General features: G+C 65.3%; 13 protein-coding genes. All 13 read left to right on the top strand.

Features of this window, described 5'->3' with window-relative positions:
* The first annotated feature begins 36 nt into the window (after positions 1-36).
* The gene (locus ACF0H6_RS12975; protein ID WP_395250067.1) at positions 37-990 is read left to right on the top strand and encodes an ABC transporter permease; all 954 of its coding nucleotides are present in this window, start codon (positions 37-39) and stop codon (positions 988-990) included.
* Positions 991-1,086: 96 nt separating this feature from the next.
* Entirely contained in the window at positions 1,087-1,722 is a 636-nt protein-coding gene (locus ACF0H6_RS12970) for an ABC transporter permease (RefSeq protein ID WP_395250066.1), read from the top strand.
* Complete coding sequence (locus ACF0H6_RS12965; protein WP_395250065.1) at positions 1,719-2,990, top strand: oligopeptide/dipeptide ABC transporter ATP-binding protein; 1,272 nt, start codon at positions 1,719-1,721, stop codon at positions 2,988-2,990. The genes ACF0H6_RS12970 and ACF0H6_RS12965 overlap by 4 nt, the downstream gene beginning before the upstream one ends.
* Positions 2,987-3,994 carry an oligopeptide/dipeptide ABC transporter ATP-binding protein gene (locus ACF0H6_RS12960; protein ID WP_395250064.1) on the top strand — a complete coding sequence of 336 codons (1,008 nt, stop codon included), beginning with the start codon at positions 2,987-2,989 and terminating at the stop codon, positions 3,992-3,994. The genes ACF0H6_RS12965 and ACF0H6_RS12960 overlap by 4 nt, the downstream gene beginning before the upstream one ends.
* 41 nt (positions 3,995-4,035) lie before the next feature.
* Positions 4,036-6,669 (top strand): glycoside hydrolase family 78 protein, encoded by a 2,634-nt coding sequence (locus tag ACF0H6_RS12955; RefSeq protein WP_395250063.1) that lies wholly within the window; start codon positions 4,036-4,038, stop codon positions 6,667-6,669.
* A complete protein-coding gene (locus ACF0H6_RS12950; RefSeq protein WP_395250062.1) occupies positions 6,666-7,649 on the top strand; it encodes an alpha/beta hydrolase in 984 nt (327 codons plus the stop codon). Before ACF0H6_RS12955 ends, ACF0H6_RS12950 begins: the two co-directional genes overlap by 4 nt.
* Before the next feature lie 199 nt (positions 7,650-7,848).
* A complete protein-coding gene (locus ACF0H6_RS12945; protein ID WP_395250061.1) occupies positions 7,849-8,706 on the top strand; it encodes an alpha/beta hydrolase fold domain-containing protein in 858 nt (285 codons plus the stop codon).
* A 99-nt stretch (positions 8,707-8,805) separates the two neighbouring features.
* A complete protein-coding gene (locus tag ACF0H6_RS12940; RefSeq protein WP_395250060.1) occupies positions 8,806-9,669 on the top strand; it encodes a fumarylacetoacetate hydrolase family protein in 864 nt (287 codons plus the stop codon).
* The gene (locus tag ACF0H6_RS12935; RefSeq protein ID WP_395250059.1) at positions 9,669-10,451 is read left to right on the top strand and encodes an FAD-dependent monooxygenase; all 783 of its coding nucleotides are present in this window, start codon (positions 9,669-9,671) and stop codon (positions 10,449-10,451) included. Before ACF0H6_RS12940 ends, ACF0H6_RS12935 begins: the two co-directional genes overlap by 1 nt.
* Entirely contained in the window at positions 10,354-11,406 is a 1,053-nt protein-coding gene (locus ACF0H6_RS12930) for an FAD-dependent monooxygenase (RefSeq protein WP_395250058.1), read from the top strand. Before ACF0H6_RS12935 ends, ACF0H6_RS12930 begins: the two co-directional genes overlap by 98 nt.
* Positions 11,384-12,493 carry a DUF3500 domain-containing protein gene (locus ACF0H6_RS12925; protein WP_395250057.1) on the top strand — a complete coding sequence of 370 codons (1,110 nt, stop codon included), beginning with the start codon at positions 11,384-11,386 and terminating at the stop codon, positions 12,491-12,493. Before ACF0H6_RS12930 ends, ACF0H6_RS12925 begins: the two co-directional genes overlap by 23 nt.
* A complete protein-coding gene (locus ACF0H6_RS12920; RefSeq protein ID WP_395250171.1) occupies positions 12,429-12,659 on the top strand; it encodes a DUF3500 domain-containing protein in 231 nt (76 codons plus the stop codon). Before ACF0H6_RS12925 ends, ACF0H6_RS12920 begins: the two co-directional genes overlap by 65 nt.
* Positions 12,656-13,915 carry a CaiB/BaiF CoA transferase family protein gene (locus ACF0H6_RS12915; protein WP_395250056.1) on the top strand — a complete coding sequence of 420 codons (1,260 nt, stop codon included), beginning with the start codon at positions 12,656-12,658 and terminating at the stop codon, positions 13,913-13,915. The genes ACF0H6_RS12920 and ACF0H6_RS12915 overlap by 4 nt, the downstream gene beginning before the upstream one ends.
* The last annotated feature ends 6 nt before the right edge of the window (positions 13,916-13,921 follow it).

Below are 13,921 nucleotides of genomic sequence, written 5' to 3'. Positions count from 1 at the left end.
CCGGACGCCCCCTCGCCGGGGCGTCCGGCCAGACCAATGGAGGTCACCATGGCAATGTTCGTCACTAAGCGCCTGTTGATGGCGCTCGCCACTGTGCTGGTGGTGGCGGTGCTGGCGTTCCTGCTGGTCCATGCCATGCCAGGCAGCCCGGGTGCAGTGAGCCTCGGCGCGGGCGCTTCCCAAGAAGCCATCGATGCGCTCAACCAGCGCCTGGGGTGGAACGATCCGCTGTTGGTCCAGTTCTTCCGCTGGCTTGGCGACGCCGTTCAAGGCAACTTCGGCAACTCACTGATCGACGGACGCTCGGTGAGCGCGGATCTCGCCAACCGCCTTCCCGTCACGGCCGCCCTGGCCGCCGGAGCCACAGTGCTAAGCGCAATCCTGGGTATCGGACTCGGCGTCACCGCCGCCGTGCGGGGTGGCCTGCTGGATCAAGTCATTGGAGGTGTCGTCGGACTCCTTGTTGCCCTTCCGGCCTTCTGGATCGGCATCATCTTCGTCTACTTGTTCGCGGTGCAATCGTCAGTCTTCCCAGCGACAGGCTTCGTCCCCTTCTCGGTTTCCCCTCAGGACTGGGCGTTGTCGCTCGCACTCCCCGTCATCACGCTCGCTGTTGGTGCCGCGGCTTTCATTGCCCGCCAGACCCGGGCCTCCATGCTCGAAGCCCTGCAACAGGAGCACATCCGCACGCTGCGGGCCACAGCGACTCCCACATGGAAGATTCTCTACGTCCACGCACTGCGTTACGCGAGCCTCCCGATCGTTGCCGGAATCGCGCTGCAATTCATAGGGCTCTTCGGCGGATCGGTGATCGCGGAGCAGTTGTTTGCCATGCCAGGCCTGGGCCAAGCCGTTCAAAACTCCGTCAGCACCCACGATGCCCCAGCGGTCCAAGGCGTGGTGGTGGTTGCCACGGTAGTAGTGGTCGCTGTGAACCTCATCCTTGAACTCACCACCAAATTCCTTGACCCGAAGTTGCGTGCCTCATGATCCCTGCGATTACTCCAACCGATTCCCCGCGGAAGACGGCCCTCACCAAGTTCTCCGGCCACAGGTTCCTGGCCTCTCCGGGAGCCATCGCCGGAGGTGCCCTGGCTGGCGGTCTTGGTGCTCGCTTCCCTCACCGCGCCCCTCTGGCTGCCTCACAAGACCGAAGACCAGGACTTCACGGCAATCCTGTCGGGACCCACGGGAGCACACTGGCTAGGTACCGACGAACTCGGACGGGACCTTCTGAGCCGCATCTTCGCCTCAGCAGCCGGAACCCTGGGCACTTCCCTTATCACGGCCGTAGTCGGCGTCGGGCTGGGAACCGCCTTGGCCATGTACGCGGCCGCTTCCCTCCGGGCTGAAGGAATCATCAGCCGTGTTACCGAGATCATGATGTCTCTGCCCGGCACTGTCATCATCCTTGCGGTGATCGGTGCCGTGGGGACCAACATCCCGCTGATCATGGCCATCCTCGGTGTCCTCATTTCGGCCGGGATCTACCGGGTGATGCTCGGCCAGGCGAAATCCCTGCAATCCCAGCTGTACGTCGACGCCGCGAAGGTGGACGGCGTGGGACCGCTCGGAATCAGCCTTCGCCATGTTCTGCCCGGCCTGGGCAACACGATTGTGGTGCAATCAGCGCTCATTTTCGCTGTAGGCATGCTGATCCAGGCCGGCTGGCATTCATCGGTTTCGGGCCGCCCATTCCCCAGCCGAGCTGGGGCGGCATGATCCAAAGCGCCTCCCAACACGTGTACGACTCCCCTTGGCTCATGGTCCCGACCGGGGCAGTCCTGGCTTTGACGGTTCTTTCGGCCAATGCCATTGGCAACGCCCTCGGAAAGAGCCCGAGCGCCGTGGCACCGCACCTTCCTTCTGCCGCCATCCGGCGTCGACGTGCCGCAGTAGCGGCTGCCGCAGCCGCGGCCGAGAAGCCTGTCGACGATGCGCCGGCTCCAGGCCGCCTAAGCGTGCGCGCACTGTCCGTGGGGGTCGACGGCGGGACGCCCTTGGTCACTGACGTCTCCTTCGACGTCGAACAGGGAACCGTCCTGGGGTTGGTGGGCGAGTCCGGCTGCGGCAAGACCATGACCGCGTTGTCCCTGCTGAGCCTGCTTCCGTCCGGGGTGTCCGTCACGGGCGGGCAGATCCTGTGGAACGGCAAGAACCTCGCCACGGCTTCCGAGAGTGACATGCAAGGCATCCGGGGCCGCGACATCGCCCTCATTTCGCAGGAACCGATGCGGGCGCTGGACCCCATGTTTACCGTGGGCTATCAGCTGACCGCGACCATCAGGCGGTTGCGGGGGATGGGCCGCGCGGAAGCATGCAAGGCGGCCGCCAGCCTGCTCGAAAAGGTGGGCATCGTGGATTCCACGCGCATCCTCAAGGTCTATCCGCACCAAATTTCCGGCGGCATGGCCCAGCGCGTGGCCATAGCAATGGCACTCTCCGGACGCCCCCGGCTCCTGGTGGCTGACGAACCCACCACAGCCCTCGACGTGACCGTGCAGGCCGAGATTCTCTCCCTGCTCCGTTCATTGGTGAAAGAGACAGGCATGTCAGTGGTCCTGGTGACCCACGACCTCGGAGTGGTCGCCGATATCTGCGACCACGTGGCCGTGATGTACGCGGGCCAAGTGGTGGAAAGCGGACGAACCACCAACATCCTGGACCAACCCCGGCACCCCTACACACTTGCCCTTCTGGCTGCGGACCCGCACGCCAATTCCGCCCAGGACATGCCGGAGAGACTGGCCACCATCAAAGGACAGGTTCCCCAGCCCAAGGATTGGCCCTCCGGATGCCGCTTTGCCGCACGCTGCCAGTTTGCGGGATCGGCTTGCACCGTTTCCGTCCCGCTGCTTTCTTCCGGCGCGGAAGATGGCACCGTCCGTTGCGTCAAGGCGGACGAGCTCGCCGTGGAAGGCCTTGGCTGGCTTGCCACCGAAGTGCCCGGTCAGCGCGTACTCAAGATCGTCGAAAAGGACATGGCATGAGCATCGAAACGGTAGAACGGCCCAGCACCGGGGCAGCCACGGCAGGGCAGCCCATGCTGGACGTCAAGGACCTGGTGGTTCGCTACGGCAACGGACGCAAAGCATCCTCGGCACCCGCCGCGGTGGACGGTGTCAGCTTTAGCATCCAGGCGGGCGAGACTGTGGGCCTTGTGGGGGAGTCCGGCTCCGGCAAGTCCACCATCGGCAAAGCCATCCTCGGCCTGCAAAAGGTATCAGGCGGCTCCATCGCCTTCCAGGGAAAAGACATCACCTCCCCGGATGCCGCGCGCCGTCGTGCGCTCGGAAGTGAGCTTCGCGCAGTCTTCCAGGACCCCAACTCCTCCCTGAACCCGCGCATGACCATCGGCGCCTCGCTCGCTGAACCCTTGCGCGTCCGTGGAGTCTCTGCCGGGGAGGCCCGGACCCGGGCCAGGGACATGCTGGAGCGCGTGGGACTGGCAGGCGACGCGGTGGACCGCTATCCCAGCCAATTCTCGGGCGGCCAGCGGCAGCGCATTTCCGTGGCGCGGGCCCTGATCTGCGAACCCCAACTGGTGGTCTGCGACGAAGCAGTGAGCGCTTTGGACCTCTCCACCCAGGCACAGGTGCTGAACCTCCTCGCGGACCTGCGGGATGAACGGGGCCTAAGCTACCTCTTCATCGCCCACGACATCTCGGTAGTGCAGTTCCTGGCCCAGCGAGTCGTTGTCCTCTACCGCGGCCAGGTCATGGAGGCCGGTCCCACCGCGGCCGTGACCGAGTCCCCGAAGCATCCGTTCACCCAGGCGCTCGTTGCCGCCTCACCTGTGCCGCGCCCGGCAGAACAGGCCAGGCGCCGTGCCCTGCGTGAATCGCTCGGTATCCGCACTGCCGCGGCCGTCGCAGCAACGCCCGGTGGCTGCCCCTTCCGGCAGCGCTGCCCGCTTGCCACGGAACTTTGCGCCACCGAACGTCCCGCCCTCCGCAGGGTGGGCAACGCCGACGTCGCCTGCCACTACGCCTGATCACCCGCTTTCAGATTTCCCTTTATCCCAGGAGCAACCCGATGACAGTCCCTTCCGCCCTCCGGTTCGAACACCACGAACATCCCTTCGGTATTGGGGAGGACCGGCCGCGGCTGTCCTGGCAGGTCACCACCGAACTCACCACTGAACACGCCGGCTGGGTCCAGGTTGCCTACGAGCTCGAGTGCGGTCCCGACGAGTCCAGCCTCGTGAGCTACGGGCGCGTCGAAACCGCAGCTCAGCTCCTGCAACCGTGGCCGGCAGCCCCATTGAAAAGCCGTCAGCGCGCCGCGGCCCGCGTCCGGGTCTGGGGAAGCGGCGACGGCGGCCCCTCCGAATGGAGTCCTGTTGCCTTCGTCGAAGCCGGTCTCCTGGACGCCACCGACTGGCAGGCCTCCATGATCCGCCCCGCCTGGGAAGAAGCGAGCGAAGACACGGAACCCGCCGCGCGGCTGAGCCGGAGCTTCGAACTGCAGGAGCCCGTAGCGTCTGCCCGGCTCTACGCGAGTGCCCATGGCCTCTACGTGCCATACATCAATGGCCGGAGGGTAGGCAACGAGCTCCTCGCGCCAGGATGGACCAGCTACCACCACCGGCTCCGCTACCAGACTCACGATGTGACGGACCACCTGCAGCCCGGCACCAACGTCATCGGGATCGAACTTGCCGATGGCTGGTGGCGCGGCAACCTGGGCTTCCAGGAAAAACGGAACTTCTACGGAACCCGCACGGCGGCAATCGCCCAGCTTGAGATCACCGATAGCCGGGGCGAAATCATCCTGGTCGGCACCGATGGCTCATGGCAAGCCGGCCCGAGTCCAGTGCGGGCAGCTGACCTTTACAACGGCGAAAGCTACGACGCGCGCTTGAAGGACCAAGGCTGGAGTGCCCCCGGAAATGGCGGCCTTGATGGCGTTGTGGCAGAAGACTTCGACGCGTCCGTCCTGGTAGCTCCCGACGGTCCGCCGGTGCGCGCCACTGAAGAACTGCCCGTGAAAGCCGTACTGGCCTCTCCGTCGGGAAAGGCACTCCTGGATTTCGGCCAGAACCTGGTGGGCCACGTCCGGATCCGGGTCACTGGCCAGAGTGGCACTGAGGTGGTATTGCGTCACGCTGAAGTGCTTGAACACGGCGAACTCGGGACCAGGCCCTTGCGTGTAGCAAAGCAGACCGATCGCTACATCCTGGGCGGTGAGACCGAAGAGCAGTGGGAGCCCGAGTTCACCATCCACGGCTTCCGTTACGTGGAGGTGACTGGCTGGCCCGGCGAGCTTGATCCGGAAGCCTTCACCGCCGTCGTCGTCCATTCGGATCTGGTCCGCACCGGGACCTTCGAGTGCTCGGATCCCATGCTGAACCAGCTGCATTCCAACGTCCTGTGGGGCATGCGCGGCAATTTTGTGGATGTGCCCACGGACTGCCCGCAGCGCAACGAACGTCTCGGTTGGACGGGTGATTTCCAGATCTTCGCAGCAACGGCCTCGTTCCTCTACCGGATCCCGGGTTTCACCGCGTCCTGGCTCAAGGACCTTTCGGTGGAGCAGGGAACCGATGGCCCACCACCTCTGGTGGTTCCGGAGGTCACCTTCGATATGCCGCCGTTCCCGACTCGTCCGGTGATGGCGGCCTGGGGCGATGCTGCCGTGTTGGTCCCTTGGGTGCTGTATCAGCGCACCGGCGACCTGGAGTTTCTGCGACGCCAATTGCCCAGCATGCTTGCCTGGCTTGATGCTGCGGCCCAGGCTGCCGGGCCGGATCTGCGGTTTGAGCACGGCATGCAGTTCGGGGACTGGCTGGACCCGGCAGCGCCGCCGAACGAGCCGGGCGCCGGCCGTACGCCTTGGCAGTTCGTGGCCCACGCCTACTTGGCCTACTCGGCGTCGGTAGCGTCCCAGGCCGCGGCACTGTTGGGCAACGACGACGAGTCCGCCCGCCTGGGCAGCCTCGGCCACCGCGCAAGGGCCGCATTCCGTGAGGGCTTTATCTCCGACGGCGGCCGGATCACGCCGGAGACCCAAACCGCCTACGCGGTGGCTTTGAGCTTCGGACTCCTCGAACCGGGAGAGCGGGCCGAGGCAGCCGCCGGACTGGCGGCCGCGGTTGAAGCTGATGGATACCGGATCGGCACAGGCTTCGTGGGAACCCCCTTGGTGTGTGATGCGCTCAGCGATTACGGCTACTCGACGGCGGCCTACCGACTGCTGCTCCAGACCGAGTGCCCGTCCTGGCTCTACCCCGTGACCATGGGCGCCACGACGATCTGGGAACGCTGGGACTCGATGTTGCCGGATGGCAGCATCAACCCGGGAGAGATGACGTCTTTCAACCACTACGCACTCGGTGCGGTGGCCGACTGGATGCACCGCTCAGTGGCGGGCCTCGCGTGCGCTGAACCTGGTTTTCGGAAACTCCTGGTGCGGCCCCGGCCCGGGGGTGGACTGGAATGGGCCGACGCACGTCACGAAGGCCCATACGGCGAAGCCGCCGTGCGCTGGGACATCTCAGGTGGCGCGTTCTCCCTTTCGGTGACCGTTCCGGCCGGCTGCACGGCGACTGTGTACCTGCCGGACGTTGAGGAAAGCCGCCACGAAGTCGGTTCCGGGGTGCATACCTTCAATTGCGAACTGGCGCAGGCCGGGGGCGCCCTCAGGCCGCTACTGCCGGCACGGTCATGACGTTGGATCCGGAACTGGCCGGGCTCACGCACCACGTAGCCCAGGCCGGTTCCGTCGCGGAGCTCCTTTCGGATCCATCAGGACAGCAACGACTCGAAGCCTTCTGCGGTGGCCTGATTCCCTATGCGGCACCGGACGTTCCCGTCCGGGCCATGCAAGTGCCCGGACCCCATGGCCCGGTGCCGATCCGAATCTACGGAGAAGGTTCCGGTGGTGGTACTCTCGGCGGCGCTCGCGGCGGCGGTGCGCCCGCGCTGGTGTGGATGCACGGGGGCAACTTCGCCGTCGGCGGATTGGACATGCGCGAGTCGGACCAGCTGGGACGGGAGGTGGCAGCAAGAAGCGGCGGCGTGGTGGTGTCCGTGGGCTACAGGCTGGCGCTCGACGGGGTGCATTTCCCGGTGCCGCACGAGGACGTACTGGCGGCATGGTTCTGGATCAGCGAGCATGCCGGGAGGCTTGGACTTGATCCTTCGCGGCTGTGCCTTGGCGGCGCGAGTGCCGGTGGGAATCTCGCTGTCGGGGCGGCGCTCTACCTCAAGGATTCCGGAAGGACGCTACCCGCCAAGTTGGTCCTTGCCTATCCGTTTCTGCATGGCGAACTGCCTTTTGCGGGGGACCCTGTCCTTCCGTTGATGGCGGAGATTCCACCGTTTCTCTCGTTCACGGGGGAGGACTGCCGCAGCATGGTCGAGAACTATATCGGCGGTCCTCTGTTGATGGCATCGTCCTATGCAATGCCCGGGCACGCCGATCCAGCCGGACTTCCTTCAGCCGCTGTTCTGGCGTGTGAATGCGACAACTTGCGCTTTTCCGCTGAACTGTTCGTTGAGGGGCTGAGAGCCGAGGGCATCCCGGTCGACTATCGGCTGGAGCCTGGAACAACCCATGGCTTTCTCAACCACTCCGCTGCACTGAATGTGGTTCAGCGCGGGCTGCAGTTCCTCGCCGATCAACTCAAGCCTCCCCACCCCAACTGACTAGCAGTAGATGTCGTTTTGAGCCCTCAAAACGACATCTACTGCGAGTTAGTTGGGTCCCGCGCCTCGGAGCTTGGGCCGGCAGCACGAAGCTCTTTCAATGATTGAAATTCGCGATACAGTCATGGCCTCCGATAGGACAGTCTGGAAGAGACAAGCCAGCCCGTTGAGGAGCCGGCAGCAACAAAGGGAGTCGACGATGACCGAACACCGGATACTGCGAGGCATCGATTTCGCCCGCACCGGCGACCACCGATCCCGCCCGTTGCTGTTGGACCTTTACTTGCCTGAATCCGCTCAACAACAAAAAATGACAGGGAACTTGCGGCCTGCGATCGTTCACTTCCACGGAGGCGGCTGGCGGATCGGGGAACGATCTTCCCTGGGGCCGGTTTTTGACGGCTTCGGCCTCAGCCCGTTCGAGGTTCTCGTCGAGGCCGGGTTCGTCGTGGCATCGGCCGATTACCGGCTGAGTGGGGAAGCACATTTCCCGGCCCAGCTGCATGACGCACAGGCCGCGGTGCGGTGGCTGAGGGACAACGCTGTCGAACACGGAATCGACCCGGGACGGATATACGCGTGGGGCGACTCCGCAGGCGGCCACTTGGCAAGCCTGGTTGGACTGGTGGCCGATGCCGACAGCCGCGTTGCTGCAGTTGCCGCGTGGTATCCGCCCACAGACTTGAACCGGATGGTGGAGCAGGCTTTGCCCGATGCCGTAGCGAGGGCCAGCGATCAGGGTTCCAGAGAAGAGCTCCTGGTGGGAGCTCCGCTCGCCGCAGAACCGGCAATGGCGGCCGCCGCGAGTCCCGTCAGCTACGTCAGGCCCGGCGCCCCGCCCTTCTTGCTGGTCCACGGCACGGCCGATCGCTTTGTTCCCGCAGCCCAGTCGCAATCGCTCGCGGACCAGCTGCAAAAGGCAGGCGCCGACGTCGAACTCCTCCTCATCGACGGAGCGGACCACATGTGGTCCCTCCCGGATGGGAGCCGGGCCGCCGCCGAAAAGGCTATGGCCGCCACGGTCACGTTCTTCCGGCGCCAGTCCGGTGTTCCCTAGCTTTTTTGCACCACCCCGCTTCGGCGAAGCCTCCGACGAGGCCCTCTTTGCCGTGCCCGATTACCGACGACCGCCCCTGGCGAACCTGAAAGGCTTCACATGCAGTACATAGGCATCAACCACGACGGCGGAACCTGGGTAGCAGCCCTTAACGGCCCCACGGTTTTCCCGCTGGCACCCGCGACGAATTTCTGGGCCGATGCCTCCGGGTGGCAGGAAAAGGCGCTTGCCTTGGCCGCAGACTCCGAAACAGCGCAGGACGAATCTGCCCTGGACAGGTCGCAGGTCATCGAGGTGCCGCTGGTGCTGCCCTCGGCACGCGTCATCTGCGTGGGTCTCAACTATCGGGCCCATGCAGCCGAAGGCTCCTTCGCAGTCCCCGAATACCCCACGCTCTTTGGACGCTGGACGGCTTCCCTTTCCGTCGGCCGGGTGCCGGCACCTGTGCCGGGCGGCGAAGCAGGGCTGGACTGGGAAGGCGAAGTGGCGGCCTACATCGGCCGGCGCGTCGAGTCCGAAGACGAAGTGACCGCCGCGGATGCGGTGTTTGGCTACTCCACGTTCAACGACCTCACCGCCCGCCGGGCCCAGAAGCTCACGGCCCAATGGACCCTGGGCAAGAACGGCGATTTCACCGGCCCTCTGGGACCTCTCGTCAGCCGTGATGAGGTCGGCGACCTCCGTGATGGACTCCAGGTGCGGACACGCGTCAACGGTACGGAGGTACAGAACGGCAACACGCGGGACATGATCTTCTCCGTTCCGGCCATCATCTCCTTGATCAGCCAAACATTTACCCTCCACCCCGGCGACGTGATCGCCACCGGCACTCCCGACGGGGTCGGTTACGTCCGCACGCCGCCGTGGCTGTTGCGGGCCGGAGACATTGTGGAGGTCGAGATTGATCGGCTGGGGACCTTGGTCACTCCGATCGGCGAACCTTCACTCCGGGCGAGGGCGTGATGACGATTTTCCATCGCGCCGAACTGGACGAGCTTCCGGAGCAGGTTCCAGTCCTGATTTCCGGAGGCGGACCCAGCGGCCTCTTCCTGGCATTGGATCTGGCACACCGGGGGATCCGCAGCGTCGTCATCGAGCCCCGGTTTTCCATCGATCCGGACCGTCCGCGCGCCAAGACCACCAATGCCCGCACCATGACCCACCTCCGGCGCCTGGGCCTGGCAGACGTGTTGCGGAGGGCGGCACCGTTGCCGGTGGAATTCGCGCAGGATGTTATCTTCTGCTCGTCTCTGACCGGCCGCGAAATCCGCCGCTTCCCCCACGCGTTCCAGCTTGAAACCGGACGTTACGAACCCCAGCCGGAGGGTGGGCAGCAGGTGCCGCAACCAGTGCTGGAGGCTGTGCTCCGGGAGGCGGTTGCCGCTTCCGGCCAGGCCACGCTCCTGACGGGGCTGCGGGTGGATGGATACGAGTCCGCCGGCACGGGGCAGCGGGTGGTTGTGTCTGACGCTTCCGGTGACAGTCGCGCAGTCGGCTGCACTTTTCTCGCCGGAGCCGACGGCGCGTCCTCCACCATCCGCCGCGGCCTGGACCTTCGGCTTGAGGGCGGATCTGCAGCCTTGTCCAACATCAGCGTCCTGTTCCGCTCCAGGGACCTTGGCGGGACCATCAGCGCTGGACCCGGCCGTGCAGTACTGGGTTCTCGGTCTGGACGCCGCGGGGATGGTGGGCCGCATGGATCTGGACACCACGTGGTGGGCAATCATCCAAGGCGTGGACGGTAACCAGGACGTGGATCCCGTCGCCCTGGTCCGTTCCCTCGTGGGGGCGGAGGTTGACGTGGACGTCGTCGCGACTGATCCGTGGACGGCCCGCATGCTCCTTGCACCCTCGTACGGCAGGGACGGCGTGTTCCTGGTGGGCGACGCCGCACACCAGAACCCGCCGTGGGGCGGCCACGGCTTCAACACCTGCATCGGCGACGCCGCGAACCTGGCCTGGAAAATTGCAGCGGTCCTTCAGGGATGGGCGGGTCCCGGCCTGTTGGAGAGCTACGAACTCGAGCGCCGGCCCGTGGCGGCGCGGACCATCCGCGATGCGGCAGCCAACGGCAAAGCCTTGGCGTACCATTTTGCCGGCTCCGAGCTGGCGAGCGATGGGGAAGAAGGAGCGGCAGCCCGAGCCCGTGCCTACGACGCCTTGGCCGTCAAGCAAAGCGAATTCGACTCGCTCGGCCTGGTGCTCGGCTATAACTACTCGGAATCGCCCCTTGTGGTGGGAGACGGGAGCCCGGTTCCGGCCGAGGACCCCATCCGCTACGTGCCCTCGGCGAGTCCGGGCGCCCTTCTGCCGCACGCCTGGCTCGATGCATCCACCTCGCTCTATGACGTGCTGGGTGACGGCTTCACACTGCTGGTGGATGCCGGGACCCTTGACGGATCCGACGCAGAGCACGCATATGGGGCCCTGCACGCCACCGCGGCCGCGAAACAGCTTCCGGTGAGCATCGCCGCCGTCGGACCGGACCGCCTTGGCACCCCGATGTCCGACCTGTGGGCCGCCGACGCTGTGCTCGTCCGCCCGGACCAGCATGTCGCCTGGCGCGGTTCCTCGGCCGAGGCTGCAGCCGCAGCCTTGGCTGTAGCCGCAGGCTGGAGCCTGTCGGAGTCCGTCAAACAGCGTGGCACAACTTCCCAAGACCTCAAGGAGGGCACCAATGCCGGCGCCATCGTTTCGTGACTACCTTTATCCGCCCGACCACCCTCGCGTGGCGCAGATCCGCGGCCTGGACGCCCGGTCCTACGCGGAAGCAGCCAAGGGTGATTCCTTTGCCGGCCCCATGATCGAGGGCTGGCAAACGCTCTACCCGGAGCCCTTTGTGGGCGTGACCCACGACGGCGTGGTCCGCGAAGGCCTGTTCACGCTCGCTGAAGCCCGGCCCGGGGAGGAGGCGCCGACGTCGGGCATGGTCACCGCGGCGGAGAAGCTGATGGCCCGCGCGTCACAAGAACAACGGGACCGCTTTGGATATGCGGTGGATGCACATGAGTGGCAGAGCTGGGCCAACCCGGAGTTCATGCAGCATGACACCGGCCTGCGCCTCGACGAGGTGGAACCCCCAGTCCGTGATGCCGCGCTCGCCCTCGTTGAGGCCAGTTTGAGCGTGCAGGGGTACACCTTGGTGCGGAACCTCATGCGGATCAACGGATTCCTGGGCGACGTGGTGGAACTGCCGGCACTGATGAACGAATACAGTTACAACTTCGCGGTCTACGGGGCTCCGTCCGAGACGAAGCCGTGGGGCTGGCAGTTGTTCGGCCACCATGTAGCGCTGAATTGCCTCGTTGCAGGAACCCAGCTCGTTCTGTCCCCGGTTTTCCTTGGCGCCGAACCGGACGTCATCGACGCCGGACCACACCAAGGCGTCAAAGTATTCAAGGAACGCATCGGCTGGGCACGCGAGCTGATGGCCTCCATGCCTGACGCCCTGCGCAATGAAGCGCGCACCTACGCGGATATGCAGGATCCCGCCATGCCCGAAGGCCGCTTGCATCCAGGGGATGAACGGCACTTGGCCGGCTGCTTCCAGGACAACCGCATCATCCCGTACGAAGGCGTCCTGCTCAGCTCGATGCCACCGGAATCCCTGGCGCTCGTGGACTGCTTGGTGGAGGATTTCATTGCCTACCTCCCTCCTGGGCCGCGTGAGGCCCGGGTCCGGGAGATCCGCGAGCACTACGGCGAGGCCTGCGTTCTCCTGGATTGGTGGCTGGCAGGGCGAGGATCCCTTCTACTTCAGGCTACAGAGCCCGGTGGTGATCCTTGAGCTCGATCACCACACCGGCGTCTTCCTCAGCAATGACACCCCGGCCCCGTTCCACATGCACACTGTGATCCGGACGCCCAACGGCAACGACTACGGCCGGGAGCTGGTCCGCCAGTCCGAGGCCAGCGTTCAGGAGGTAACTGTGCCGAAGGTATTACGGCCATGACGACGGCGGAACTCGCCGGAGCGGCACAATCGCGGGTCGATCCGGAGCAACAATCCGGCCCCGGACCCCTCGACGGGATGCTCGTGGTGGACCTCAGCCGTGCCCTTGCCGGACCGCACGCGGCGATGATGCTCGGAGATCTTGGTGCCCGCGTCATCAAGGTGGAGGCACCCGGAAGCGGGGATGACACTCGCGGCTGGGGACCGCCGTTCGTCGGCCCTGAAGAGGATCCGCAGGCCACGTACTTCCTTTCCTGCAACAGGAATAAAGAATCCATCACGTTGGACTTGAAGTCCGGCGACGACCGGGCCGTGCTGCACAGCCTCCTGGCAAGGGCCGACGTCGTGGTCGAAAACTTCCGCACGGGAGTGATGGGCCGCTTGGGTCTCTCCACGGCGGCGTTGCAGGCGCTTAACCCTCGCTTGGTGATCCTCTCCATTACGGGATTCGGGCATGACGGGCCGGAAGGCGGGCGGGCAGGCTATGACCAGATCGTCCAGGGCGAAGCCGGTCTGATGTCCCTGACGGGCAACGGACCGGACGATCCGCAAAGAGTGGGTGTGCCGATCGCGGATCTGCTCTCCGGGATGTACGGGGCCTATGGACTGCTTGCCGCACTTCTTGAGCGCGAGAAGACCGGGCGCGGACAGGTGGTGCGCACTTCGTTGCTCGCCGCCGTCGTCGGCGTCCATGCCTTCCAAGCCACTCGGCTGACGGTGGCCGGAGAAGTTCCGGAGGCCCAAGGGAACCACCACCCTTCGATCGCACCCTATGGCCTCTTCCGCTGTAAGGACGGCGCAGTGCAGATCAGCGTGGGGAGCGAGGCTCTGTGGACGATGTTTTGCGCATGTTTCGGGCTCGATCCGGACGCGCCGGACTTCGCCCGCAATGCTGATCGGGTCCGCCATCGTGGGGAGACCATCGCATTGGTTGAGGAATCCTTCGCGAGGTATTCCGCGAGCGAACTGCTGGAGAAATTGCGCCAGGCCGGAATTCCCGCGGGAAAAGTGCGGACCCTGGACGAGGTGTACGCCTGGGACCAACTGAAGTCCCAGGGATTGGCGGTAGATGTGGAGCACGAGGTACTTGGCCGCATCACCCTTCCCGGTCCACCGCTGCGCTTCTTCGACCCGACGCCCGACGGTGAACGCGAGAGTACCAAGACCCGGCACTCTGCACCTCCGCTTCTTGGGAGGCATGCCGACAGTATCAGGGCATGGCTTGCGGAACCATCCCATACCCTGGCGGGACCGTGATGACAT

It is taken from the genome of Arthrobacter sp. NA-172 (genome assembly GCF_043952055.1).
Lineage (GTDB): Bacteria > Actinomycetota > Actinomycetes > Actinomycetales > Micrococcaceae > Arthrobacter.
This window is presented reverse-complemented; position numbering and strand designations above follow the sequence as displayed.